The organism is Christensenella timonensis (assembly GCF_900087015.1).
In the GTDB taxonomy this organism is placed as follows: Bacteria; Bacillota; Clostridia; order Christensenellales; family Christensenellaceae; genus Christensenella; species Christensenella timonensis.
The window spans coordinates 1,573,984-1,598,868 of sequence record NZ_FLKP01000002.1 but is presented as its reverse complement, the minus strand read 5'-3'; the positions used below and the strand labels follow the sequence as shown (position 1 = coordinate 1,598,868).

21 protein-coding genes and 1 other RNA gene are annotated in these 24,885 nt (G+C 51.1%); all 22 read right to left on the bottom strand.

The window, feature by feature from the left end; translation table 11 throughout:
- Window positions 1-7: 7 nt before the first annotated feature.
- A complete protein-coding gene (coaBC, locus tag BN6471_RS09050; RefSeq protein WP_407919472.1) occupies window positions 8-1,201 on the bottom strand; it encodes a bifunctional phosphopantothenoylcysteine decarboxylase/phosphopantothenate--cysteine ligase CoaBC in 1,194 nt (397 codons plus the stop codon).
- Window positions 1,198-1,404, bottom strand: a complete 207-nt coding sequence (gene rpoZ, locus BN6471_RS09045; RefSeq protein ID WP_066647986.1) for a DNA-directed RNA polymerase subunit omega — start codon at window positions 1,402-1,404, stop codon at window positions 1,198-1,200. Before rpoZ ends, coaBC begins: the two co-directional genes overlap by 4 nt.
- A 33-nt stretch (window positions 1,405-1,437) precedes the next feature.
- Window positions 1,438-1,998, bottom strand: a complete 561-nt coding sequence (gene gmk / locus BN6471_RS09040; RefSeq protein WP_066647984.1) for a guanylate kinase — start codon at window positions 1,996-1,998, stop codon at window positions 1,438-1,440.
- 35 nt (window positions 1,999-2,033) lie between these two features.
- The gene (remA, locus tag BN6471_RS09035) at window positions 2,034-2,297 is read right to left on the bottom strand and encodes an extracellular matrix/biofilm regulator RemA (protein ID WP_066647979.1); all 264 of its coding nucleotides are present in this window, start codon (window positions 2,295-2,297) and stop codon (window positions 2,034-2,036) included.
- Between the two features lie 13 nt (window positions 2,298-2,310).
- Entirely contained in the window at window positions 2,311-3,177 is an 867-nt protein-coding gene (locus tag BN6471_RS09030) for a YicC/YloC family endoribonuclease (RefSeq protein WP_242861879.1), read from the bottom strand.
- A gap of 66 nt (window positions 3,178-3,243) precedes the next feature.
- Window positions 3,244-4,242, bottom strand: coding sequence for an AIR synthase family protein (locus BN6471_RS09025; RefSeq protein WP_066647973.1), 999 nt, complete (start codon window positions 4,240-4,242; stop codon window positions 3,244-3,246).
- Window positions 4,239-5,666: an Asp-tRNA(Asn)/Glu-tRNA(Gln) amidotransferase subunit GatB gene (gene gatB, locus BN6471_RS09020; RefSeq protein ID WP_066647971.1), complete on the bottom strand. Its 1,428-nt coding sequence runs from the start codon at window positions 5,664-5,666 to the stop codon at window positions 4,239-4,241. Before gatB ends, BN6471_RS09025 begins: the two co-directional genes overlap by 4 nt.
- A 13-nt stretch (window positions 5,667-5,679) precedes the next feature.
- Window positions 5,680-7,134, bottom strand: coding sequence for an Asp-tRNA(Asn)/Glu-tRNA(Gln) amidotransferase subunit GatA (gene gatA / locus BN6471_RS09015; protein WP_066647969.1), 1,455 nt, complete (start codon window positions 7,132-7,134; stop codon window positions 5,680-5,682).
- Between the two features lie 10 nt (window positions 7,135-7,144).
- Window positions 7,145-7,432 (bottom strand): Asp-tRNA(Asn)/Glu-tRNA(Gln) amidotransferase subunit GatC, encoded by a 288-nt coding sequence (gene gatC / locus BN6471_RS09010; protein ID WP_066647967.1) that lies wholly within the window; start codon window positions 7,430-7,432, stop codon window positions 7,145-7,147.
- A 78-nt stretch (window positions 7,433-7,510) separates the two neighbouring features.
- Entirely contained in the window at window positions 7,511-9,478 is a 1,968-nt protein-coding gene (gene ligA, locus BN6471_RS12920) for an NAD-dependent DNA ligase LigA (RefSeq protein WP_066647963.1), read from the bottom strand.
- 9 nt (window positions 9,479-9,487) lie between these two features.
- Entirely contained in the window at window positions 9,488-11,668 is a 2,181-nt protein-coding gene (locus tag BN6471_RS13095; protein ID WP_187118774.1) for an ATP-dependent helicase, read from the bottom strand.
- 2 nt (window positions 11,669-11,670) lie between these two features.
- Window positions 11,671-11,970 (bottom strand): YerC/YecD family TrpR-related protein, encoded by a 300-nt coding sequence (locus BN6471_RS08995; protein WP_066647958.1) that lies wholly within the window; start codon window positions 11,968-11,970, stop codon window positions 11,671-11,673.
- A gap of 92 nt (window positions 11,971-12,062) precedes the next feature.
- Window positions 12,063-14,504, bottom strand: coding sequence for a DNA gyrase subunit A (gyrA, locus tag BN6471_RS08990; protein ID WP_066647955.1), 2,442 nt, complete (start codon window positions 14,502-14,504; stop codon window positions 12,063-12,065).
- The gene (locus BN6471_RS08985; RefSeq protein WP_066647953.1) at window positions 14,494-16,458 is read right to left on the bottom strand and encodes a DNA gyrase/topoisomerase IV subunit B; all 1,965 of its coding nucleotides are present in this window, start codon (window positions 16,456-16,458) and stop codon (window positions 14,494-14,496) included. Before BN6471_RS08985 ends, gyrA begins: the two co-directional genes overlap by 11 nt.
- A 114-nt stretch (window positions 16,459-16,572) precedes the next feature.
- A complete protein-coding gene (gene clpX, locus BN6471_RS08980) occupies window positions 16,573-17,871 on the bottom strand; it encodes an ATP-dependent Clp protease ATP-binding subunit ClpX (RefSeq protein ID WP_066647950.1) in 1,299 nt (432 codons plus the stop codon).
- A 16-nt stretch (window positions 17,872-17,887) separates the two neighbouring features.
- Window positions 17,888-18,472 (bottom strand): ATP-dependent Clp endopeptidase proteolytic subunit ClpP, encoded by a 585-nt coding sequence (gene clpP, locus BN6471_RS08975; protein ID WP_066647948.1) that lies wholly within the window; start codon window positions 18,470-18,472, stop codon window positions 17,888-17,890.
- 47 nt (window positions 18,473-18,519) lie between these two features.
- The gene (gene tig / locus BN6471_RS08970; protein ID WP_066647946.1) at window positions 18,520-19,995 is read right to left on the bottom strand and encodes a trigger factor; all 1,476 of its coding nucleotides are present in this window, start codon (window positions 19,993-19,995) and stop codon (window positions 18,520-18,522) included.
- Window positions 19,996-20,102: 107 nt separating this feature from the next.
- Window positions 20,103-21,866: a YgiQ family radical SAM protein gene (locus tag BN6471_RS08965; protein ID WP_147554008.1), complete on the bottom strand. Its 1,764-nt coding sequence runs from the start codon at window positions 21,864-21,866 to the stop codon at window positions 20,103-20,105.
- Between the two features lie 58 nt (window positions 21,867-21,924).
- Window positions 21,925-22,260, bottom strand: an RNA gene (gene rnpB, locus BN6471_RS08960) — RNase P RNA component class A.
- Window positions 22,261-22,265: 5 nt separating this feature from the next.
- Window positions 22,266-22,994 (bottom strand): zinc ribbon domain-containing protein, encoded by a 729-nt coding sequence (locus BN6471_RS08955; RefSeq protein ID WP_066647944.1) that lies wholly within the window; start codon window positions 22,992-22,994, stop codon window positions 22,266-22,268.
- A gap of 12 nt (window positions 22,995-23,006) precedes the next feature.
- Window positions 23,007-24,116 (bottom strand): Nif3-like dinuclear metal center hexameric protein, encoded by a 1,110-nt coding sequence (locus BN6471_RS08950; RefSeq protein ID WP_066647942.1) that lies wholly within the window; start codon window positions 24,114-24,116, stop codon window positions 23,007-23,009.
- Window positions 24,104-24,796 carry a tRNA (adenine(22)-N(1))-methyltransferase gene (locus tag BN6471_RS08945; protein ID WP_066647939.1) on the bottom strand — a complete coding sequence of 231 codons (693 nt, stop codon included), beginning with the start codon at window positions 24,794-24,796 and terminating at the stop codon, window positions 24,104-24,106. Before BN6471_RS08945 ends, BN6471_RS08950 begins: the two co-directional genes overlap by 13 nt.
- Window positions 24,797-24,885: the final 89 nt, after the last annotated feature.

Sequence of the window (24,885 nt, the reverse complement as noted above, 5' to 3'; positions counted from 1 at the left end):
TACGCTTTTAGCCGATGCTTTTGATGATTTCCCGTATGATCGATACCGCGATATCGGCTTTGCGCCCTTTTGGAAGGTGCACCACGCTGCCGTCGCGCCGGTATACGGAAACCGCATTGTAGTCGCTGTCAAAGCCCGTTTCTGTCCCGGATACGTCATTGGCGACGATCATATCCAGGTTCTTTTTTTCAAGCTTCCCCTTTGCATATTGCTCTATGTTCTGCGTTTCCGCGGCAAAACCGACCAGATACGCCTTTTTTTCTTTGCCCACTTCCGACAGGATATCGTGCGTTTTCACCAGCTCCAAGCTAAGGGTATCCTGTTTTTTCATCTTGTGCTCTTCACGCAGCTTCGGGCTGTAATCTGCCACCGCCGCGCACATGATGATAATATCCGCGCTGTCTTTGAGCTCCATGACCTGCTTATACATCTGATGCGCGCTTTCCACAGGGTACAAACTGGCACCCTGCGGAGGCGAGATACTCACCGGCCCGCTCACAAGCATGACCTCTGCCCCTTCGCCCAGCGCACCCGCCGCAAGCGCATAGCCCATCTTACCGGACGAACGGTTCGTGATATAGCGTACCGGATCGATGGCTTCACGCGTAGGGCCCGCCGTGATCAGGACTTTTTTACCTGCAAGGCCGTTCCCCTTTTCCATTGGGAGCTCCTGCAAAAAATCAATGATCTCCTGCGGTTCGCGCATGCGCCCCGCACCCGATGTCCCGCAAGCAAGCGCCCCTTCCGCCGGGTTCATTACGATGAATCCCCGATCCTTCAAAATTTGCAGGTTGACCTGTGTCGCGATATTTTCGTACATCGCCGTATTCATTGCCGGAACGACCACAACCGGGCATGTACACGCGAGAATGGTCGTGGCGAGCATATTGTCCGCAATACCGCAGGCAAGTTTGGCGATCGTATTCGCCGTTGCCGGGGCGATCACCGCCAGGTCAGCTTTTTGTGCCAAGGCAATGTGTTCCACTTCCCACGGTTTTTCGCGCGAAAACATATCTGTCGTTACCGGAGCCGCGCTCAACGTTTCAAACGTCAGGGGCGTAACAAATTTTGCGGCGGCTTGTGTCATGACCACATCCACCGCAGCGCCGGCTTTTTTGAGGCCGCTTGCAAGATATGCGCTTTTATATGCGGCAATCCCGCCCGTTACACCAAGCAGTACATTTTTCCCGTTCAGCATTATTTGATACCGTCTGTCACCCTGATGTATGTTACTTTGTCGTTCAGCACTTCGTTTACAGCCTGCGAAACAGGGTTGGGGTCGACCTTTTCCGTCAGCGGCTGCGCCCCGTCGATCAGCTGCCTTGCACGCTTCGCCGTTTCCACGATCAGCGTATATCTGCAGTCGACTTTTTTCAATAGATCATTCAATTCCAAATGTATCATTTGCTTCCTCCTGCGCCCATTGGGCGTTATTCATTATGATGCGTGGTCTATAATATTTTTCACTTCCGCAACAGCCGTGTCAAGATCGTCGTTCACGACCCTGTAACCATACTGCTGCGCATATTCCATTTCCGCTTTCGCTTTGCCAAAGCGTTTCATGATCTGTTCTTCCGTTTCGGTGCCGCGGCCTTTGAGTCGGCCGAGCAAGACTTCCTCCGAAGGCGGCAGGATGAAGATCGTCACTGCCTCCGGATAATTTTTGATCACCTGCATAGCGCCCTGTACGTCAATCTCAAGGATAACATTTTTGCCCTGCTTAAGCTTGCCGAGCACATACTCTTTGGGCGTTCCGTAATATTTCCCAAATACATCCGCATATTCCAAAAAGGCCTGGTCTCGTATCATCTGTTCAAACTCTTCCTCCGATTTGAAGAAGTAGTTCACACCGTTTTCCTCCGTGCCGCGCGGCATACGCGTCGTGGCCGAGATGGATAGCTGCAGCGAGCCGTCCTGCTGGAGCAGCTTATCGACGATCGTACCTTTACCGCACCCGGAAGGGCCTGAAATAACGATTAATTTTCCTTTTGTGTCCATGCGCCTTATTTTTACCCCCACTGGCTATTTTTATCTTAGTCGTCCTGTTCGTCGTTATCCTTGGATACGATCCTGTGCGCTACCGTTTCCGGCTGCACTGCCGACAAAATCACGTGATCGCTGTCCATAATGACCACGGCACGCGTACGGCGTCCGTAAGTTGCGTCGATCAGCATGCCCTTTGCACGCGCTTCCGAAATAATACGCTTGATGGGCGCAGATTCCGGACTGACGATCGCGATCAGCCTGTTGGCTGAAACAATATTACCAAAACCAATATTGATCAATTTGATAGCCATTCTTTCCTCCTGTTTATTCGATGTTCTGTATCTGCTCCCGTATCTTTTCCACTTCACCTTTTCCGGCAATCACCATTTTCAGTATCTCGCCATCCTGTGTTTTGGAGCCGATCGTGTTAAATTCGCGGTTCAATTCCTGTACGATGAAATCCATATTGCGCCCCTGCGGCGTCGTTTCCTCCCCGCTTGCCTTCATCTGCTTGACATGGCTTTTAAGGCGCACCAGTTCCTCCGTGATGTTGCAGCGGTCGGCGTAAAAAGCAACTTCCTGCGCGAGCTTTTGCTCGTCGACCTCCGCGCCGTCCAAAATATCCTCGATCCTGTCTTGCAGCTTTTTCTTATATTCTTCAACGATCACATGTTCTTTTCCCGCAATCGTTTCCACATAAGAAAGGATCATATCCAGCCTTGCATCGATATCCTTTTTCAACTGCGCGCCTTCTTTTTCGCGTGCCGCTGATAATTCCCTGAGCGCCGCTTCGAGGTTTGTGAACAACAGTTCACGCAATGCATCCTGATCGGAATTCTCATCTTCATAGGTGACCGCGTCCGGCAGCCTCATCAGCTGCGAAACCGTAAGGTCGTCCGCAACGCCCGTTTTGGCGCAGATTTCCCTGGCCGCATTGAGGTAAGCGTGCAGCAGCGGCATATCCGCGATCACTTTTTTAGCATCCAGGCGCTCCGACGAATAATTGATGAACACCTCCACCCGGCCGCGGCTCAAGGATTGCTTCAAAAATTTGCGGGCATCCTCTTCCAAAAACATCATGAAGCGCGGCTGGCGGATGTTGATATCCAGAAAACGGTGGTTCACCGTCTTGATCTCCACACGCATCCTTCTGCCATCGATCGCAATTTCGCTTTTTCCAAAGCCTGTCATGCTTTTCAAAATGATAATCCCTCTTCCCTAAATCGCTGCCCTATAGTATATCATAAAACGGCCCGTTTAAAAAGCCCGTCTTTTCAAGACCTCATATAATTCGTCCGCCCGGTAAGGGGTGAGTTCCCTGCGTTTCCCGCCGGATATATCGAAAACCCCTCGCGTGGTCACCTTGCCGATCACAGCCGCTCCTACGCCCGCTTTTGCAAGCGCTTTCACGACTTCTTCGCCGTTTTGGGCAGTGATCAGCATACTGCCGCTCGATATCAGCCCAAAGACGTCGATCCCGTAGTGTCCGCATATTTTACGTGTCACAGGGTATATAGGAATCTTCCCAAAATCAACGTCCGCACCCGTACCAGAGGCGCCGCACATTTCGCACAGCGCACCGATCACGCCCCCCTCGGTCACATCGTGCATCGCAGAAACCCCTGCGACGCTCGCCGCAACTGTCCCATCCGTGACAACGCTTAAGGAATCCTTGATCTGCGCAAGCTGCTCTTGATCTTCCTGTGTCAGGAGCCCATCCAGCTCGCTGGCAAAATCACTGGCAATGATGCTCGTTCCCTCCAGCCCCGCGTACTTGGTCAGGATAATATCTTCCCCCATCTTCATATCTGCGGTTTTGAATATCCTGCCTGGCGCCACCGGCTTACCGATCATCGTGACGGAAACGATCAGGCGGTTTACGCTGTCCGTTACCTCCGTATGCCCGCCGATGATATCGATCCCGAGCCCCTCGGCCGTCTGGATCAGTTGCTGCATTACCTTGGAAACACGTTCTTCTGTCGCTGACGGCGGGATCAGCAGCGTTACCAACGCCGCAAGGGGTCTCGCCCCTGCGGCAGCGATATCGTTTGCGTTGATATGGATCGCCAGCGTTCCTGTTTGCTCACTCGCAGCAGTGATCGGGTCGGTCGATACGATACACAACCCGCCTTCCAGGCGCACCGCACAGCAATCTTCGCCCACGCCTGCACCAACTACGGTTTCTGCGTTCCTGGGCGTAATTTGATCGATGATGAATTCCTGCAGTTTCTCGTTGGTCAATTTTCCCTGCTTCATGCCTTTTCCAGTTCTGCCTTTACCAGCTCGTTTACCGTTTTGGGATTTGCTTTCCCTTTGGTCGCTTTCATGACCTGTCCTACAAAGAAGGTCATTGCCTTTGCGTTGCCGCCTTTATAATCCGCTACCGGTTTTGGATTGTCCTGAATGATCTGCTGGACAATTGAAAGGATCTCATCTGCATTATCGGTCTGCTTCAAATCCTTTTCTTCCACGATCTGTGCAGGCTTTTTGCCTGTTTTGAACATTTCTTCAAAGACCTGCTTACCCACGCTCGAATTGATCACGCCCTCGCTTACCAGCTTCAAAAGGTCTGTGAGATCCTGCGGGGATACCGGGATATCCTTGGCGTCCACATTGTTTTCCTTCAAAAGCCGCGCGAGGTCGACCATGATATAATTACTGACCGCCTTGGCTTCCGGATAGATCGCCACACAATCTTCAAAGAGCTTCGCCGTATATTTGGACATTGTCAACACGCCCGCATCATACTCCGGCAAACCAAATTCCGTCACATACCTTTCGCGCTTGGCGGCCGGAAGCTCCGGCAAGGAATCCTTAATTCGCGCGATCCGCTCATCTGTCAGATAGACGGGTACCAGGTCAGGATCAGGAAAATAGCGGTAATCATGCGCTTCTTCCTTATCACGCATAGGGAACGTTTTTCCTTTGCCATCGTCCCAGCGGCGTGTTTCCTGTACGATACTGCCGCCGTCCTCAATCACTTCGATGTGACGCCTAGACTCATACTCGATCGCCCGCTGCGCCGCGGAAATACTGTTGATGTTTTTAAGCTCGCTGCGCGTACCATATTCTGCAGAGCCTTCCGGACGCACGGAAATATTGATGTCACAGCGCATGGAACCCTCTTCCATCTTGCAATCCGAAACGCCGATATACTCCATGTTGGCGCGTACCGTATCCAAAAAGGCTTTGACCTGTGCAGCGTTGCGGAAATCCGGCTCCGTAACGATCTCCATCAGCGGAACCCCGCCGCGGTTATAATCGACAAGGCTCTCCGATCCCTGGTGTACAAGCTTGCCCGCATCCTCTTCAATATGGATACGCGTGATGCCGATCTTGTGCTTTTCCCCGTCGACGTCAAGCTCCACCTCCCCGTGTGAGCAAAGCGGATAGTCAAACTGCGAAATCTGGTATGCCTTGGCAAGGTCGGGATAAAAATAGCCTTTCCTGTCAAGCTTGGAAAAATTGGGGATCTCGCAATTGAGCGAAAGCCCCGCGCGCACGCCGTATTCCACCGCTTCCTCATTCAATACGGGCAGCGTCCCCGGCATGGAAAGGCATACCGGGCATACGTTTGTGTTGGGCGCACTGCCGAATTCATTCTTGCATGAACAAAATATTTTTGTTTTGGTAGCCATTTCAACATGGACTTCAAGGCCAATGACTGTTTCGTATCTCATCGTTTTCCTCTCATCATAACGTCGGTTTTTTATCAAATTTCACTGCCTGCTCGTAGTTCCAGGCCGCGCGGAACATCGTGTTTTCGTCAAACGCTTTTGCGATCATCTGCACGGAAACCGGAAGCCCTTCCTTCGTTGTGCCCGACGGCACGGAAATTGCCGCCATGCCCGCGATATTGACCGGAACCGTAAACAAGTCGTTCACATACATTTCCAGCGGCGTAGCCTTTGCGCCGATCGTAAAGGCCGGCGTCGGCGCCGTGGGAGACAATAAAACATCATATTTTTCAAACAGGCGGTCAAAATCGTTTTTGATCAGTGTCTTGACCTTGAGGGCTTTCAGATAATAAGCGTCGTAATAGCCGGAGCTAAGCACATAATTTCCCAGCATGATGCGGCGTTTTGTTTCGTCTCCGAAGCCCTCGCTGCGCGTATTTTTGTACATTTGCTTCAAATCGCCGCAGTGCTCGCTGCGATACCCATAGCGGATGCCGTCAAAGCGCGACAGGTTGGAGGCTACCTCCGCGGACGCGATCACATAATACGCGGAAAGCGCATAATCGAACGTAGGCAGCGAAGTTTCCTCCACGATCGCACCCATCTTTTCAAAGGTTTTGATCGCATCCAAGTAGGACTGTTTTACCTCAGGATCGATATCCTGCGCCAAATACTCCTTGGGGATACCCACTTTCATCCCCTTGATATCCTCTTTCATACCCTCGCCATAGTGCGGGTAGCCCATGATCGCCGATGTGGAATCCCGTTGATCGTTTCCTGCGATGATATCCATCACAAAAGCCGAATCTTCGACATTCTTTGTAAGCGGGCCGATCTGGTCAAGCGAAGAAGCAAAAGCCATCAGGCCATAACGCGAAACCGTCCCGTATGTGGGCTTTAAACCCACCACGCCGCAAAAGGCCGCCGGCTGGCGCACGCTGCCGCCCGTATCGGATCCCAAAGAGAATATCGCCTCATCTGCCGCAACGCACGCCGCGCTGCCGCCCGAAGAACCGCCGGGCACGCGGCTCGTATCCCATGGATTTTTTGTCACGCCAAAGTACGACGTTTCCGTAGAAGAACCCATGGCAAATTCATCCATGTTCGCCTTGGCCACCATGACATAATCTTCTGCCTTAAGCTTTTCTATTACAGTCGCGTCGTAAACGGGCTTGTAATTGTAAAGCATTTTCGAGGAAGCCGTCGATAGCACGCCTTTCGTACACATATTATCTTTGATGATCGCGGGGATTCCTGCCAGCCTGCCGAGCTTCTCACCTTTTGCACGCTTTTCGTCCACTTTTTTTGCTGCCGCCAGCGCTTCGTCCGCACACACGGTCACCAGCGCGTTGATCTTCGGTTCTACTGCCTCGATCCTGTCGATACACGCCTGGGTGAGCTCTTGCGAGGAGGCTTCCTTTGTTTCAAGCAGCTCTGATGCCTGCCTGATGCTTAATGAATTCAGTTCCATGGCTTCCTCCTCAGTCCATGACTTTGGGTACAACGAAGCACCCTTCGTCTGTTTCCGCTGCGTTTTTCAGCATATCGTCCCGATCCCAAACCTTGCCGGGCACATCCTCGCGCATGACGTTTTGCTGTTTCAAAATATAACTCGTCGGTTCGACGTCCTTTGTATCGAGCTCATTCAATTTTTCCGCATGCTCCAGGATATCGTCTAAATTCTTTTGCAGCATTTTCTTTTTGTCATCGTCTAAACTCAGCATCGAAAGCGATGCGATTTTTTCCACTTCTTCCATCGTTACACGCATATGCAATCCTCCATGTCCGTTTTAAAATTATGAATAATTCATTATATCATAAAACAGGTCTTTTCTGGGTATCCTCCATCAATTTTCGGAAGTCATTTTCTCGAATTCTTCTTCCGTCAATATCGTTACACCCAGCTTTTGGGCCTTAACGAGCTTGCTCCCCGCGTTGTCACCTGCGATCACATAGTCTGTTTTCGCGCTGACAGATGAATTTGCGCGCCCGCCCAGCTTTTCGATCAGCTCCTGCGCCTGCTTTCTCGTAAACCGTGTGAGCGTTCCCGTGAGCACAAAAGTCTTGCCTTCAAAGATACCGCCCTGCGGCATACCTTCGTCATCCATAGGCACGACACCCGCGTCGAACAGCTCCTGCACCACCCGCATATATGCCTCGTTGTGGAAGAAATCGATGATATCCTGCGCGACCACACCGCCGATATCGTCTATGGCAACCAGCTCGTCATAGGTCGCGTTCTTGATTCCTTCGTACGTGCGGAAGGTACGTGATAAGTCCTTCGCCGTTTTCTTCCCCACATTTTCGATCCCCAGCGCATAAATAAAATGGTTAAGCGGCGGTTTTTTACTCGCCTCGATCGCAGCCAAAATATTATCCGCACGTTTGTCCTTGAAGCCCTCCTGCTCCAAAAGCTGCTCGCGCGTCACCGTGTAGATGCCTGCAACATCCTTGATATCCAGCTTCTCGAACAGAAGCTCAATCGTCTTGTCGCTCAGGTGCTCGATATCCATCGCGTCGCGCGACGTAAAATGCACCATGCGCGAGGTAAGCTGCGGCTTGCAGCTCAAGGAATTGGGGCAAAACAGATTGGGGCCGATTTCTTCGAGCTTCGTGCCGCACGCCGGGCAAAATTCCGGCTTTTCGATCGGGATCAATTCCTTCTCCTGCAGCGGCGACGCCCCCAATATTTCAGGGATCACATCGTTGGAACGTCGAATGAACACCGTTGCGTGCAGCGCAACATTTTTGCGCTGGATATCCTCAAAATTATTGAGCGTCGCGCGGCGGATCGTCGCGCCAGCAAGCTCCACCGGCTCTACGTGCGCAAGCGGCGTCAGTTTGCCCGTCCTGCCGACGTCCCACGTTACGTCCAATATTTCCGTTGTCATTTCCTCCGCGGCAAATTTATAGGCGATCGCCCAGCGCGGGAATTTCTGCGTATACGAAAGCGCCTCGCGCGTCGCAAAATCCGTGATCTTGATCACCATCCCGTCGATCAGGAAATCGAGCTTACTGCGCGTTTCCTCGACCTCGTCAAGCGCGGCCTGGATTTCCGTCACATCCCGGAATACTTTTTCATAGTCGCTCACATGGAATTTGTTCTCCCGCAAAAAGGAGATCATTTCCATATGATCGGCAAACTCCCTGCCTTCAATATAACCGACATTGTAAATAAAGGCGTCCAGCCTGCGTTTTGCCGTCTGTGCCGGATCTAAGTTGCGTATGGCGCCCGCGGCGGCATTCCGCGCATTTTTCAGCGGTTCTTCCGCCGTTTTGTTATACTCCTCCAAAGTGGAGAGATGCATGATCGCTTCTCCCTGCACTTCCATTTTGCCCTTAAAATCAATTTTAAGTGGGATAGACTGTATCGTTCTGACTTGTTCTGTGACATCTTCCCCCACTTCACCATTTCCGCGCGTTGCCGCGCCTACAAACAGCCCGCCGTCATACGTCAGGTTGATGGTGAGGCCGTCAAATTTGTATTCCAACGAATAACTTGCCGGCTTGAGCCCGAGCTGCTCGATCTGTTTATTGGTACGCTGCTGCCACAAAGTCACTTCTTCCAGGCTCTGCGCCTTATCCAGGCTCCACAGCGGCGCGAGGTGCACATGCTTCGTAAACCCTTCCAGCAGCTTTCCGCCCACACGCTGCGTCGGCGAATCCGGCTCGATGTGCCCGCTTTCCTTTTCCAGCTGCACTAGCTCGTCATACAGCCTGTCATACTCCGCGTCCGCAACAGCGGGATCGTCCAGTACATAGTAGCGGTAGGCATAATCATTCAGTTGGTCGATCAATTCTCTCATGCGTTCCATACAAGACACCTATTTCAAAATTTTAAGGGAAGCAAAGGCAAGGAACATCTTTTTTTCGCCTACCTCGTAAAAATCAACGACCGCGACCTGCGCCTGCCCTGCGCCTGCAATGGATTTGATTTTCCCGCGTCCAAACGTTTTATGCTCCACGACCGTGCCGACCCGGTAATCCCCACTCACCTTTTGCGGCGCCTGCTTTTTACCCGGAAGGATACCGCTGAAAAGTGGTTTTACAGGGGAACGTTCCTGTTTATGCTCCGCGATCACAGGCCTTCTCCCCTTATTGACGTGGTTGATCATTTCTTCATCGATCTCGTCTAGGAAGCGCGAAGGTACGGAGGGCTGCGTACGGCCGTACAACGTACGCATTTGCGCATGTGTCAGGTAAAGGTTCTTTTTGGCGCGCGTCACCGCAACATAGCATAGCCGGCGCTCCTCTTCGATATTATCCTCGTCGATCGCACGCTGGCTGGGAAATATGCTTTCGTCCATGCCCGCCACAAAGACCACGTCAAATTCCAGTCCCTTGGCCGCATGCATGGTCATCAGCGTTACGCCGCCCTTATCGTCCATGCTGTCAAGGTCGGTGATCAGGGCGATGTTCTGCAAGAACCCTTCGAGGCTCGCCCCTTCTTCCTGGCCGTAGGTATAGGCCGAGTTGATCAGTTCGGCGATATTCTCCATCCGCGCTTCGCTTTCGGGCGACTGGTCGTCTTCCAGCATCGCTTTATACCCGGAGAGGTCGTATGCGCGCTCCAAAACCTCGTGCACCGGCAAATCGGCATAACCTTCGCTGATTTGCTCGTACATTTCATAAAACTCATTCGCTTTTTTATTGAGCGCCTTATCCGTCAGCAGCACATTGGCATTTTGTATCGCTTCCAGCATGGAAATACCGTTATACGCCGCCGCTTGCGCGATTGCCGTTACCTTGGCCTCGCCGATCGCACGTTTGGGCGTATTGATGATGCGCATAAGCTGCAAGTCCGCCGCCGGGTTGGCGATGATATTGAGATAGGCCACCATATCCTTGATTTCTTTGCGCTCGTAAAAGCTGATGCCGCCATAAATGCGGTATGGGACAGCGTACATGCGCAGCTTTTCTTCCAATATCCTCGAAAGCGTATGGATGCGGTACAGTATCGCCATATCCGCATAACGGACGCCCTCGTCCGATAAACGCTGTATCTCGCGGGCGATGGTTTCCGCTTCCTCAAATTCGCTGTTCGCCGTATAAAGAACGGGCTTATCCCCGCTCGTTATCTCGCTCCACAGTGTCTTCCCCTTGCGCCCCTCGTTGTTCTTGATCACGCAGTTCGCTACATCGAGGATTTTTTTATCCGAACGGTAATTCTGCTCGAGGCGTATGACCGTCGCCCCCGGAAAATCCTTTTCAAACTCCAAGATGTTGCGGATATTCGCACCGCGAAAAGCATAGATGGACTGGTCGTCGTCACCTACAACAAAGATATTGCCATAACCTTCCGATAATATCTTGACCAGTTTATACTGCACCATATTCGTATCCTGGTATTCGTCTACCAAAATGTAACGGAACTTGTTCTGGTAAAACGTACGCGCTTCCTCATCCGTTTCGAGCAGCGTCAATGTATTCAAAAGCAAATCGTCAAAATCCATCGCGTTCTGCTTTTTCAGCTCGCTATGGTATTTTTCATATATTTCCCCTGCATGTTCCGCGATAAAGGGATTTTTCATTTCCGCGTAAGTATCAAAATCCAGCGTCGTACTGTCGTTCTTATATTTGCTGATCAGGTTCTTCATGTAGCGGTCGGAATACATCTTGTCTTCCTTGAGCCCCATGTTTTCCAGTATCTTTTTGATAATGCGCAGCGAATCGTCCGTGTCATAGATCAAAAAACTGCTCGTATAACCGATCCTGTCCGCATATTTGCGCAGCATACGCATACACATCGCATGGAACGTGCTGATCCACATATCGCGCATATCCGCAACAATGATACCCGCGATCCGGTCTTTCATCTCCTGCGCAGCTTTGTTGGTAAAGGTGATCGCTAAAATCTGCCATGGCGCAACGCGTTTTTCATTGATCAAATGAGCGACGCGCTCCGTAAGTACCCTTGTTTTTCCGCTGCCCGCCCCCGCAAGTACCAGGACTGCACCCTCTGTTGTATTGACTGCCTTAAGCTGCTTATCGTTTAATCCCTGCAAAATCATTCTCCCCGTTTTTTGTCTCTTTCCAGTACCAGGTCATAACCGCCCGTCCCATAGTTGAGGCTGCGGTTGACGCGCGAGATCGTCGCGGTCGATGCTCCTGTTTTTTCCGCGATCGCGTGGCATGTCGTTTTGTCGCGCAGCATCTGGGCAACCTTATAACGCTGCCCGATCGCTGAAAGCTCGGCCACCGTGCACAGATCCTCAAAAAACATGTAACATTCTTCCTCGCTTTTGAGCGATAAAACCGCCTTGAAGAGCGTATCCAGTTCCCTTGATTTCAATTTCGATTCATACATCAATAAACACCTCTCAATGCAAAAATGCAGGTATTGTAATTATACCTACATTTTAACACATTACTACGCGAAAAAAAACTATCCCGCAACTGTTATTCAAATATATTCCTGTAAAGCTTCACCGCATCGTTGCCCATGATCGCCAGTACGACCTGTTCGCCCTTGGTGTTGCGCGCGTCCTGCGGTATGCTGTCAGTCTGCAGCTTGTGCATATCTCCGGATTTTTGCAGCACCGTCACCGTCGCGATATTGTTCAAAATCAAAGCCCCGACGACCGCCCTTCCGGTACTGTCGTTGAGCAGGTAGGCTTTCAAACCTTTCCCGTTCCTGCCCTGCTCGTCAAATTCGCTGACCGGCGTACGCTTTGCGTAGCCCTTGTCCGTCATCAGCAGCACTTCGCCATCCTGTCCGTTTTCAATTTGTTCTGTAAAAATGACTTTAGCGTTTTTGCCCAGCTTGATCGCTCCCACGCCTTTCCCGCTGCGGCCCATCGTGGAAATCTCATCCTTTTTGATATTGATGGACATCCCGTCCGAGGTGATGAACAGCATATTGCGCGCCGACGGATCATCCGGCTTTGCATAGATCAGCTCATCCCCGTCCTTTAAGCCACAGGCCATGATCTTGGATTTTTTCACGTCAAATTCGTTCATATCCGTCGCTTTGACCAATCCTCCCGACGTTGCAAAGTACATCAGCTTCTTCTCAAAATCAGTTTTGGTGATGATATTCAAAATCTCTTCGCCTGCATCGATGCCGCTCATCAGCGCATTCAAAGATTTGCCCGCTTCCTTCATACGCGCCTCCGGCACGCTTACCGTTGGCATCATCATCATATTGCCCTTGTTGGTAAAGATATACAGTTTGCTTGCCGTATCCGTTTGCAGCAGCGTGACGGGCTGCAGCTTCTCTTCCAACTCTCCCGCTTCGATCCCCTTTTGCAGGGCTTTGGGAGACATACGCTTCAGGTTCCCGCCGCGCGTCAAAACGATCGCACAGTCCTCCACGACCATGAATTCGCTTTCATCCACCTCGATATTCGCATGTTCCTCGTTCATCAGCTGCGTACGGCGCTTATCGGCATATTTATCGCCGATCGCAACGAGCTCGTCCTTGATGACCTCCAGAAGCTTTGCCTCGGAGCCGAGGATGGAACGCAGGTACTTGATGAGCGCGACCACTTCCTTGTATTCGTTTTCCAAAAGCTCCACTTCAAGATTGGTAAGGCGCGCAAGACGCATATCGAGGATGGCCTGTGCCTGGATCCCGGTGAGGTTGAATTCCTGCATCAGGGACTTTTTCGCTTCCTCCGTATTTTTTGAGGCGCGGATGATCTTAATCACGCGATCGATGTTTTTCACGGCAATGATCAGGCCGAGAAGGATATGCTCGCGTTTTTCGGCTTTTTCCAAATCAAACTGCGTACGTCGCGTGACCACATTTTTCTGGTGTTTGATATAGTAGTCGATGATCGGCAAAAGCCCGAGCTGCCTTGGCGAACCGTCTGCAATGACCATCATATTGATACCGAAAGTCGTTTGCAGGTCCGTGTATTTATAAAGCAGGTTCAGTATCTTTTCGGGATCGTGTCCCTTTTTGATCTCGATGACCGCCCGGATGCCCTCCCTGTCGGATTCGTCACGGATATCGTCGATTCCCGCAAACAATTCCTTTTTGTTTTCGCTGACCGATAATATTTTCTCCAGCATTGCGGATTTCTTGACCTCGTACGGTATTTCCGTCACTACGATCAAACTCTTGCCGGAATTGGTTTTTTCGATATGTGTTTTCGCGCGGATCAATATCTTCCCGCGGCCTGTCTCATAAGCCTGCTGGAGTCCTTCCCCGCCCACAAGCGAGCCGCCTGTCGGAAAATCGGGCGCTTTGATATGCTTCATCACATCCTTTAGGCTGCATTCCGGATGATCGATACGCGTCACAACGCCTTTGATGACCTCTCCTAAATTATGCGGCGGTACATTTGTCGCAATGCCGACCGCGATCCCGGAGGCACCGTTTACAAGAAGGTTCGGGTAGCGTGCAGGAAGCATATCCGGCTCGCGTTCCGTATCGTCAAAGTTCGGCCGGAACGGTACCGTATCCTTATTCAAATCGCGCAGCATTTCGAGGGCAAGCGGAGAAAGCCGTGCTTCCGTATAACGCATAGCGGCGGCGCTGTCGCCGTCCATCGAACCAAAATTCCCGTGGCCGTCAACAAGGGGCATGCGCATCGCATATGGCTGCGCCAGCCTCACCATTGCGTCGTATACGCTGGTATCGCCATGCGGATGGTACTTGCCAAGCGCCTCCCCAACGATCCGTGCCGATTTTTTATACGGCTTGTCCGGCAAGATGCCAAGGTCGTACATCGTATACAAAATACGGCGCTGTACCGGCTTTAAACCATCCTCCACACGCGGCAGGGCGCGTTCCATCGTGACATACTCCGCATACGTCATAAAGGAGGTGTGCATCACCTCTTCCAGCGCTTCTTCTATGATCTCCTCGTTGAATACAATTTGCTTAGTCTTCATATTGCGCTACCTCAAAATTATCCTGTTTATTGAAATTCGCATATTCCGCGATATATTGCTTGCGCGGCTCGACATTGTCCCCCATCAGAGTGGTAACGATATTTTCCACGTCCGCAAGGTCTTCGATCGTTACGCGGATCAGCGAGCGCTTTTCAGGATCCATCGTCGTATCCCACAACTGCTCGGGATTCATCTCGCCGAGCCCTTTGTAACGCTGTACCGTGTAGCCCCGGCCGATTTTTGTCTTGGCCTTTTCCAGTTGTTCCTCATTATAGGCATAAAGGACTTTATTGCCCTTTGCGATCTTATAGAGCGGCGGGCGCCCGATATACAGGTGTCCGTCCGTGATCAGGTCTTTGAAATAGCGGTAGAAGAAAGTAATCAGGATCGTGCGGATGTGTCCGCCGTCCTGGTCTGCGTCGGCCAGAATAATAATTTTATTGTATTTCATGTTTTCGAGCACAAAGCTGTCGTCAAAGCCTGCGCCAAGGGCTGTAATGATCGAGCGGAATTCTTCATTCGCCAGCACCTGGTCAACACGCTTCTTTTCTACGTTGAGCGGCTTGCCGCGCAGTGGCAGGATCGCCTGGAAACGCCGGTCTCGTCCTTGCTTTGCGCTGCCGCCCGCGCTGTCGCCCTCCACGATAAACAGCTCGTTGAGCTCTGCTTTCCTGCCTGTGCAAGCGGAAAGCTTCCCTACCAGCGGCGCGCTTTCCAGCTTGTTCTTTGCGCGTTCCATTTTCTTGGCTTTACGCGCGGCGTCGCGCACCTTTGCAGCGGAGATCGCTTTTTCCAGTATCTTCGTACACATTTGCGTATTATTGAGATCCGACATGAATGCGGACAATTTTTCCGTTACCACCGACTCCACCGCCACACGCGCCTCTGCGTTGCCCAGCTTTGTTTTTGTCTGTCCCTCAAACTGTACGTCTTTCATTTTAATATTGACGACGGCGCAAAGCCCCTCACGAAAATCGTCCCCCGTGAGGTTCGCTTCTTTTTCCTTGAGCAGGTTATTGGTACGGGCATAGTCGTTCATCACCTTTGTGATCGCTGTCTTGAATCCCGTTTCGTGCATCCCGCCTTCGGTGGTAGGTATGTTGTTTACATAGGAAAAAATGCTCTCCGTGTAACTCGAATTGTACTGCATCGCAATGCTGACAAGGATATCCCCGCGCTGCCCCTCCAAAAGGATGGGCGCAGCGTGCAGCGGCGTCCTGTCCCTGTTCAGGTAGAGGACAAAGTCCACGATGCCGCCCGTATATTCAAATGTTTCCTTTTTGGGGCGGCCGCCTGTGAGCTCGCGCTCGTCGACCAGGATGATCTTGAGCCCCTTAGTCAAAAAAGCCAACTCGCGCAGCCTGCGCCGGACCGTATCATAGCTGAAATTTACTTCGTCAAAAATCGTATCATCCGGCAGGAAGGTAATCTTTGAACCGTGTTTCCTGGATTCGCCGATTTCCTTCAAAGGCGAGACAGCCTGCCCGGTGTGCAGCTTGCCCTTCGCGTCCACCTCGGTCACGTAGCGTTGGAAATATATTTTCCCATTCTGGTAGACCTCGACCTCCAGCCACTTGGAAAGCGCGTTCACGACCGAAGCGCCCACGCCGTGCAGCCCTCCCGAATAGGCATAGTTCTCATTGTTGAATTTGCCGCCTGCATGCAATTGTGTGAACACGACTTCAACGCCGGAAATTTTGAGCTCCGGATGCAGGCCAGTCGGAATCCCGCGGCCGTTATCCTCTACCGATATCGAATTATCAGGATGGATCGTGACCGTCAGCTTGTCCGCAAAACCGTTTGCGGCTTCGTCGATCCCGTTGTCCACGATCTCCCATAATAAGTGATGCAATCCCTTGATACTCGTCGTACCGATATACATACCCGGACGCCGGCGTACCGCGTCCAGCCCCTCTAAGACCTGTATATCTCCGGCGGTATATGATTTTGACATGTCCCATCCTCCGAAAGCACTATATTCTGTAATAAATCCTGTATAATTATATATCAAACCACAAAATATAGCAAACAAAAAGAGCGGATACTTGATCCGCCCTTTGTTTTTGGCTTAGGAAACCGATTCGTGCTCGCTGTCCGTATTGGTCATGGGCCCGAGTTTGTTTGGTTCCGGTTTGTCGCCCACCACGAGCATCGGTTTTTTATTGTCTATCGTGTCCTTGGTAATGACACATTTCAGGATATCGTTGCGCGATGGGATATCGTACATAATATCCATCATCGAACTTTCGATGATCGTCCGCAGCCCGCGCGCACCCGTCTTTCTTTCGATTGCCAGCTTCGCAACCTCCTCCAGCGCTTCATCGTCAAACTCAAGCTCTACGCCGTCGATCGCAAACAGCTTCTTAAACTGCTTGGTCAAAGCGTTTTTGGGCTTTTTCAGAATATCCACAAGCGCTTTCTGGTCGAGTGAATGCAGGTTGACTACCACCGGCAGCCGCCCTACGAACTCCGGAATCAGGCCGTAGTTGAGCAGGTCTTCCGACTCGATCAGCTCGAACAATTGCCCGACATTCTTATTTACCTTGCTCTGTATGTCCGCGCCAAAGCCCATCGATTTCTTGCCTGTCCTGCGTTCGATCACGCTGTCAAGGCCGTCAAATGCGCCCCCGCAGATAAACAGGATGTTCGTCGTATCGATCTGCAGGAAATCCTGATGCGGATGCTTTCTGCCTCCTTGCGGCGGCACGCTGGCAACCGTCCCCTCCAGGATCTTAAGCAGCGCCTGCTGCACGCCCTCGCCCGAAACATCGCGCGTGATAGACGGGTTATCGCTCTTACGGGCGATCTTGTCGATCTCGTCGACATAGATAATCCCTTTTTGCGCGCGCTCGATATCGAAATCCGCTGCCTGGATAAGCTTCAAAAGGATATTTTCCACATCCTCGCCCACATAACCGGCTTCCGTCAGCGACGTCGCGTCCGCCATGGCAAACGGTACGTCGAGGATACGCGCCAGCGTCTGCGCAAGCAGCGTTTTGCCGCTTCCGGTCGGCCCGAGCATCAGGATGTTGCTCTTTTGTATCTCCGTACCGTCTTCCTGCGTATCCGCATTGATCCTCTTGTAGTGGTTATACACCGCCACAGCGAGGTACTTTTTTGCTTTTTCCTGTCCGATGACATAATCGTCGAGCATCCTGACGATTTCCGGCGGCTTCGGAACGTCTTTCAGTTCAAATTTTGCCGCTTCTTTGAATTCTTCGTCAATGATCTCGCGGCAGAGCTCCACACACTCATCGCAGATGAACACGCCGGGCCCTGCGACCAAACGCTTTACCTCGTCCTGCGGCTTGCCGCAGAAAGAGCATTTGATCTGCTTCTTATCATCGTCATTAAAATTATCGTACATGTTTCACCTCTAAACCTTATCGTTTCGCAGGTATGATCTCGTCGATGATACCGTATGCGAGCGCTTCATCCGCCCCCATAAAGTAATCACGCTCCACGTCCTTCTGGACTTTTTTCAGAGACTGGCCTGTCCTTTCGCTTAAGATCTTGTTCATCTTGTCTTTGATGTCCAAAATCCGCTGCGCATGGATGGCAATATCCGTCGCCTGGCCCTGCGTACCGCCAAGGGGCTGATGGATCATGATCTCGCTGTTCGGCAGGGATTTACGCTTGCCTTTGGCGCCGGCCGCCATCAAAAATGCGCCCATGGACGCCGCCATCCCAATGCAGATCGTGCTGACGTCGCACTTGATGTACTGCATCGTATCATAAATTGCCATACCGGCCGTAATGGAACCACCGGGGCTGTTGATGTAAAGGTAAATATCCTTGTCAGGGTCTTCCGCTTCCAAAAAGATCATTTGCGCCACCACAAGGTTTGCGGTAACGTCGTCGATCTCGCCCGTCAAAAATATAATTCTATCTTTCAGCAACCTGGAAAAAATGTCATACGACCTTTCTCCCCTGTTTGTCTGTTCTATAACCATAGGTACTAAACTCATAAAGGATCCTCCCTTCGTAAAGCATGCACCCTTTTGCATACTTCACATTATGCTTTTTTTGTAGTTTCTTTCTTTGCCGCCGTCTTTTTAGCAGCGGGCTTCTTTTCCGCTGTTTTTTCAGCAGTCTTTGCTGTTTCCTTTTTGGCAGCAGGTTTTTTGGCCGTCGCTTTTTTGGTCTCCTTTTTTTCGGATTCCTTTTTCGCTTTTTCAGCCTGTTCTTTTTCCCATGCCTTCGCATCTACTTCCTGCACTTCGGCCTTGGAAACCAGATAATCAAACAACTGCTCCATAGCAACGCGGTCTTTGAAGTAATCAAGTTCCTGCGCGCCCATCATGTCCTTATATTCCTGGACTGTCTTATTCTCCGCTTTTGCAAGCTCTTCGTACTTTGCTTCGATGTCTTTTTCCGTCGGGTCGATCTTCAGCTTATCGAGCAGGGCTTCCACCGCAAGGCGCATTTTCACCTGCTGTGCGGAACCTTCGCGATACTCGTTGCGCAAATCATCCATCGTCATGCCGATATACTGGAGGTAATCTTCCAGCTTCATCCCCTGGTACATCAGCTGGTAAGACATCTGCTGAACCTGGTAATCGATCTGGTTTTCGATCATGACGTCCGGGATATCCGCTTTGATGTCGTCTGCGATCGCCGTCAGCAGCTGGTTTTCCATTTCAGCTTTCGCCTTCATATCGGCGCGCTCCTGCATCTTTTTCTTGATATCCTTTTTATATTCTGCCAGCGTATCGAATTCCGATACGTCCTGTGCAAAATCATCATCCAATTCCGGCAGTTCTTTTTCCTTTACCGTATGCATCGTGATCGCAAACACTGCGTCTTTCCCTGCAAGCTCCGGCGTATAACCTTCCGGGAACTTCACATTGATATCACGCTGCTCGCCGGCTTTCATGCCGACGATCTGTTCTTCAAACCCGGGGATGAAACGTCCTTCCCCCAAAACAAGCGACTGTTCTTTTGCCTCGCCGCCTTCAAACGGAACGCCGTCAACCGAGCCTAAAAAGTCCACGATAACTGTATCGCCGTCTTTGGCCGCACGATCGACTTCGACCCATCTTGCATTCTGTTCGCGTGTCTTCTCAACTTCCGCGTCCACATCCTTCGCCGCGATCTTCTCCACCGGCTTTTTGACCTTTAAGCCTTCATATTTACCAAGCTTTACTTCCGGTTTTACAAAAACCTCCGCCGTTAGCACGACGCCATCTTTCTTGTCGATGCTCAATACGTCATATTCCGGTCTTGAAACCACGTCCAGTTTATTCTCTTCGACCGCTGCACGGTAAGCTTCCGGGATGATCTCATCAAGCGCATCTTCGTAGAACACCTGCGGCCCGTAGAAGTTTTCAACGATCCCCCGCGGAGCCTTTCCTTTTCTGAATCCAGGGATGTTGAACTTCCCCTTCAATTTCTGATACGCCTTCTGAATACCTTCTTCAAACTGATCCCCAGAAACGGTGATTTCCAGTTTTACTTTATTGCCATCCAGCTTCTCCAGTTTTGCAGTCATATCTTTCCTCCTAAATTGCTACAATACTTACAAATTCGTAGAACAATACAGGAAACAGTATACTATATTTATACCCCGCACGCAACCATTATTAACACATTCCGCAATTATTCCCGCACCAGGGAATTCCTGGAGTTTCCAATCAAATCATCGCGTTCCGCCTGGCGCAAAGCCCTCTTTACGGCCGCCCTGTTTTTCGGGCTCTTATATTGGATAAGCGCCCTCTGCATTTCCTTTTCCGCCGGTGATTTCGGAATATATACTTTTTTCCCTGTGACCGGATCAAAGCCCGTGTAGTACATACAAGTCGCAAGCGTGCCCGGCGTTGGATAAAAATCCTGCGCCTGCTCCGGCATAAAACCCGTATCCCGTATGAATTCCGCAAGCTTTACCGCATCCATAAGCGTACTCCCCGGGTGGGACGACATAAAATAAGGAAGGATATACTGCTTTTTTCCCGCGCGCCTTGACGCCGCTTCAAACTTTTGGCAGAAGCGCGTATATTTTTCGATATCGGGTTTTCCCATACATTTCAACACGTCGGGGCTGACGTGCTCGGGCGCAAGCTTCAGCTGCCCGCTCACATGGTAAGCCGCCAGCTCCCGTATGAATTCACCGCTTTTATCGAGCAAGGCGTAATCGTGACGGATCCCCGAGCGGATAAATACCCTTTTGATGCCCTTTAACGAACGTAGCCGCCGTAAAAGATGCAGGTACTTTGTATGGTCTTCCTTTAAGAAGCGGCATTTTTCGGGCGTCAGGCAGCGACGGGTGTCGCACCGGCCTTTGGGATTGGTGCACGTAAGTCCATAGAAATTCGCAGTCGGCCCGCCTACGTCATGAATATACCCCTTGAAGTTCTTATCGTGCAGGAAGCTTTCCGCCTCGCGCACGATACTTTTTTCGCTGCGCCATGCAACATCCTTGCCCTGGTGGTAATAAAGCGCGCAAAAGGCGCAGGCCCCCGCGCATCCGCGTGTGGCGGTAATGCTGTATTCCACTTCAGATAAGGCGGGGATCGCCTGCGTATACACCGGATGCGCCTTCCTTGTATATGGCAGTGAATACACAAAGTCAAGCTCCTGCTGCCCAAGCGGGCGCGCCGGGATGTTTTGCACCACGTATTCTTCTCCGTGCCGTTGCACAAGCACGTGCTTCCTGTCGTGCATCTGTTTTAAAAAGGCCTTCGCATACGCTTCCTTATCTCCTTTTACCTGACGATAGGAAGGCAATGCTTCATATTCATAGACGCGTGAAAGGCTGGGGGCACGGTACATCGTTCCTTCCACATAAGTGATATCCCCTGCGGCAAGTCCGCCGTCTAGCGCCTCTGCAATCTCTACGATCGCACGTTCCCCCATTCCATAAACGAGGATATCCGCTCCGCTTTCCATGAGCAGCGACGGTTTTACATGATTATCCCAATAATCATAATGCGCAAACCGGCGCAGGCTGGCTTCGATACCTCCCACGATGACCGGGATATCCCCGTAAGCCTCGCGTATCTTCCTTGTATACACGATCGTTGAACGCTCCGGGCGTTTACCCGTCTTGCCGCCGGGCGTATATAGATCCTGTTTCCTCCGCCGCTTGTTCACCGTATACAGGTTGACCATACTGTCCATGTTTCCGGCGCTGATCAAAAAGCCGAGCCGTGGCCGCCCCAGCACCTCAAAAGCCGTCGTTTTTCGCCAGTCAGGCTGTGCGATAATACCTACGGAATAGCCATGTGCAACAAGGTAGCGTGAAATAATCGCATGGGCAAAAGAAGGATGGTCCACATAGGCGTCGCCCGTCACCAGCACAAAATCCAACTGCGCGATTCCCGCTTTTTTCATATCGCCCTTATTGATGGGCAGAAAACCTTCCATATTGCTCCTTATACGGTATTATGAGAAAAGCCTCCTGAAAAGAGGCTTTTCCGAAACGTTTTTGAGACAGGCCTGTAAGCCGGGTTCTGTCTTGATGGTCATCTATCTAGGCCATACGTTACCGCATGGCTCATGCGATTACAGAGGACTTGACGGGCCGCCATTAAATGTCCCCATATCAATCTTGCACCAGACGGGGTTTACATTGCACGGTAAGTTACCCTACCGCCGGTGAGCTCTTGCCTCGCCTTTTCACCCTTACGCCAGAAGGCGCGGTATATTTCTGTTGCACTTTCCTTGGAGTCGCCTCCACCGGGTGTTACCCGGCGCCCTGCCCTGTGGAGCCCGGACTTTCCTCACGCCCTTTCAGGCGCGCAACCATCCAGCCTGCTCAAAAAATTATTCTTCCACCACGTAAAGTATCCTGCCGCAGTTTTCACATTCCACGACATTGCCCTCCACTTTCAGGCTTTGCAGCACGCCGGAAGGCAGCTGCATCTTACATCCTTCGCAGCGGTCTCCTACGAGTTTTGCCATCGGGTTCGGCCTGTGCTGCTTGATCTGCTTATATTTTTCCATCAATGCGGCGTCAACACCTTTGGCAGCCTTCGCTACATTGGCACGCAGTTTTTCCAGATCGTCCTTGCCTGCTTCCAGCTCCTTGGTATGCGCTTCCTTCAACTGGTCGAAAAGCTTCTTTGCGTTGCTCATTTTTACGAGGGTTTCCTTAATTTCTCCCTCGGACTTTTCAAGCCGATGCATCACTTCCACAACCTTGCGCTTATTGAGCTCCACGGCGGATTTGATGTTTTCACATTCCTTGATCATTTCGCGGACGTCTTCCAAAAACAGGTCTTCCAAATCATAATCCGCGATCTCGGCGATCTCTTCCTTTTTGGATTTCATCTGCTTTTTCAGGATTTCAACCTGCCCTGCTGCTTCCGAAAGCTTATTCTGCAACAGCACAGACTCCTGCTCCAATTGCTTCAGCTTGTGCTGGTTGTTTTGGAAAATCTGCTGCTGCTGTACCAATTTTTTCCTTGTTTCCGTATTCCTAAGCGCTTTCTCGTAGTTTTCCAATTCTATCTCCGCGCCTTGGTAATCCCATAAAGCTTTTAAATTACTCAACAATAATCCTCCTCAAATGTTTACATACGGTCTATGTAAACTCGCAATATAAACAGCTACATTATAGTTTACATCATCAAGCAATTTTTGTAAACCTTCCGCATATAGTTTGCAAAAGCACTTTTCGGTGTCGTAATGCCCTGCTTCTATAAGCACCATGTCCTGCGCTTCCATATAAAAATTATGCTTGATTTCGCCTGTCAGGTAAAGCTGCGCGCCTTTTTCTTTGGCGAGTCCTTCCATATCTCCCGCAGCGCCGCCGCATACTGCTGCCCTGCTGATCTTGCGTCTTAAATCTCCCGCAGCCCGCACACAATCTAAATCCAGCTTCTCTTTGATTTTGAGGATTACGTCGGAAGCGGCCATCGTTTCTTCCAGATCGCCTACGATCCCCAATCCTGCATTTACCGACCTCGGCTCCGCAGCAACAAGTGCGCTGATGGCCGGTTCCTCATAAGGGTGTACGTTGCGTATTTCCTTAAGAACCGCCGCAAGCCGGTATTCCGGACATACGGCGCTCACGCGCACTTCATCCACGATTTCTAAACTACCGCTGCTGCCAATATAAGGGTTTGCCTGATCGTTTGGCCGAAAGGTTCCTTTGCCTGCAATATTATAAGTACATTCGCTGTAATCCCCAATATTTCCGGCGCCTGCCTTCGACATTGCACTCCTTATCTTGCCCACATGGCTTTCGGGTACGTGCACCGCTACCTCGAAATAACGCCCGACGTTCGTCTCTTCCAAATATTCCTGGTTCCTAAGCCCAAGCATATCCGCCAGATACCTGTTGATGCCTTGCGGCGCCGTATCCATACTGGTATGCGCGCAATAAAGGGAAATGCCGTGCTTGATAAGGCCACTTAAACATTGCCCCTGGTAGGTACCTGCATCGATGCATTTTACCGCATGAAACAGCAAGGGGTGATGGGAAATGATCAGGTTGCAATCCTTCTTTATCGCCTCGCCGATCACTTCGCCTGTTACATCGAGGCATACCATGATCCCTCTGACTTCTTGATTGTCCAGCTTTACATTAAAACCGCTGTTGTCCCAATCGTAAGCATATTCCGTGGGCGACAACTGCTCCAGAAGTTTTCCTATTTCTTTTAATTCCGGCATATAAGCACCTCCCTGATCCTCTCACGCAAAACGCTGAGCTCTTTCCTGTATGCTTCCGTGTTTTTACCTTGCCGCGCATTTTCAATGATATTTTTGAATTCGCTATCCCTGTTTTTGAGGTATTGCCTGAACAATGGTTCATTTTTTTCAAGCAATCGCCTGCCAAACATGAGCTGTAATTCATCACCACAGTATTCCCTTCCCTTTGCCGCGCAGATCAATTGATAATAATGATCGCCTTCCCTGACGATATCCTCATCCACGATCGTAAAACCATTGCCGAAAAGAAAGCTCCGAAGCTCGTATTCGCTGCCATGGGGAACCAATACCAGTTTTTTTGCAGATTGCGCCACCCTGATATTTTGCGCAAGGATTTGCCGGATCAATAAGCCGCCCATACCCGCAATGATGATCACATCCGCTTCGTCCTCGGTAAGGCGGGATAGGCCGTCCCCACAGCGGGCATCCAGTTGATCGCTCCAACCGTTTTGCCGCGCAAGGTCGATCGTTTTTTGCAGCGATTTTTCGCTGATATCGCAGGCGATCACCCGGTCTGCCAACCCCTCCCGGATCAGGGCCTGTGCAACCATGCCGTGGTCACAGCCAATATCAGCTGCCGTTTTCCCTTTGCCAGCCATCTCAATGATCGCGCGCATCCGCTGCGACAGTTTCTCTTTCATAACCTTAAACCAGACAAGGCGGCATGCGCCGCCTTGACCATATCTCCAGTACTTGATTTCTATCTATTGCTTTGTTTGTGCTATTATAT

What these genes read in the sequence shown, in the direction of transcription:
- rpoZ (WP_066647986.1), bottom strand. Translation starts at nt 1,404, where the DNA reads ATGATACATTTGGAATTGAATGATCTATTGAAAAAAGTCGACTGCAGA.
- gmk (WP_066647984.1), bottom strand. Translation starts at nt 1,998, where the DNA reads ATGGACACAAAAGGAAAATTAATCGTTATTTCAGGCCCTTCCGGGTGC.
- remA (WP_066647979.1), bottom strand. Translation starts at nt 2,297, where the DNA reads ATGGCTATCAAATTGATCAATATTGGTTTTGGTAATATTGTTTCAGCC.
- BN6471_RS09030 (WP_242861879.1), bottom strand. Translation starts at nt 3,177, where the DNA reads ATGACAGGCTTTGGAAAAAGCGAAATTGCGATCGATGGCAGAAGGATG.
- BN6471_RS09025 (WP_066647973.1), bottom strand. Translation starts at nt 4,242, where the DNA reads ATGAAGCAGGGAAAATTGACCAACGAGAAACTGCAGGAATTCATCATC.
- gatB (WP_066647971.1), bottom strand. Translation starts at nt 5,666, where the DNA reads ATGAGATACGAAACAGTCATTGGCCTTGAAGTCCATGTTGAAATGGCT.
- gatA (WP_066647969.1), bottom strand. Translation starts at nt 7,134, where the DNA reads ATGGAACTGAATTCATTAAGCATCAGGCAGGCATCAGAGCTGCTTGAA.
- gatC (WP_066647967.1), bottom strand. Translation starts at nt 7,432, where the DNA reads ATGCGTGTAACGATGGAAGAAGTGGAAAAAATCGCATCGCTTTCGATG.
- ligA (WP_066647963.1), bottom strand. Translation starts at nt 9,478, where the DNA reads ATGGAACGCATGAGAGAATTGATCGACCAACTGAATGATTATGCCTAC.
- BN6471_RS08995 (WP_066647958.1), bottom strand. Translation starts at nt 11,970, where the DNA reads ATGTATGAATCGAAATTGAAATCAAGGGAACTGGATACGCTCTTCAAG.
- gyrA (WP_066647955.1), bottom strand. Translation starts at nt 14,504, where the DNA reads ATGAAGACTAAGCAAATTGTATTCAACGAGGAGATCATAGAAGAAGCG.
- BN6471_RS08985 (WP_066647953.1), bottom strand. Translation starts at nt 16,458, where the DNA reads ATGTCAAAATCATATACCGCCGGAGATATACAGGTCTTAGAGGGGCTG.
- clpX (WP_066647950.1), bottom strand. Translation starts at nt 17,871, where the DNA reads ATGTACGATAATTTTAATGACGATGATAAGAAGCAGATCAAATGCTCT.
- clpP (WP_066647948.1), bottom strand. Translation starts at nt 18,472, where the DNA reads ATGAGTTTAGTACCTATGGTTATAGAACAGACAAACAGGGGAGAAAGG.
- tig (WP_066647946.1), bottom strand. Translation starts at nt 19,995, where the DNA reads ATGACTGCAAAACTGGAGAAGCTGGATGGCAATAAAGTAAAACTGGAA.
- BN6471_RS08965 (WP_147554008.1), bottom strand. Translation starts at nt 21,866, where the DNA reads ATGGAAGGTTTTCTGCCCATCAATAAGGGCGATATGAAAAAAGCGGGA.
- BN6471_RS08950 (WP_066647942.1), bottom strand. Translation starts at nt 24,116, where the DNA reads ATGCCGGAATTAAAAGAAATAGGAAAACTTCTGGAGCAGTTGTCGCCC.
- BN6471_RS08945 (WP_066647939.1), bottom strand. Translation starts at nt 24,796, where the DNA reads ATGAAAGAGAAACTGTCGCAGCGGATGCGCGCGATCATTGAGATGGCT.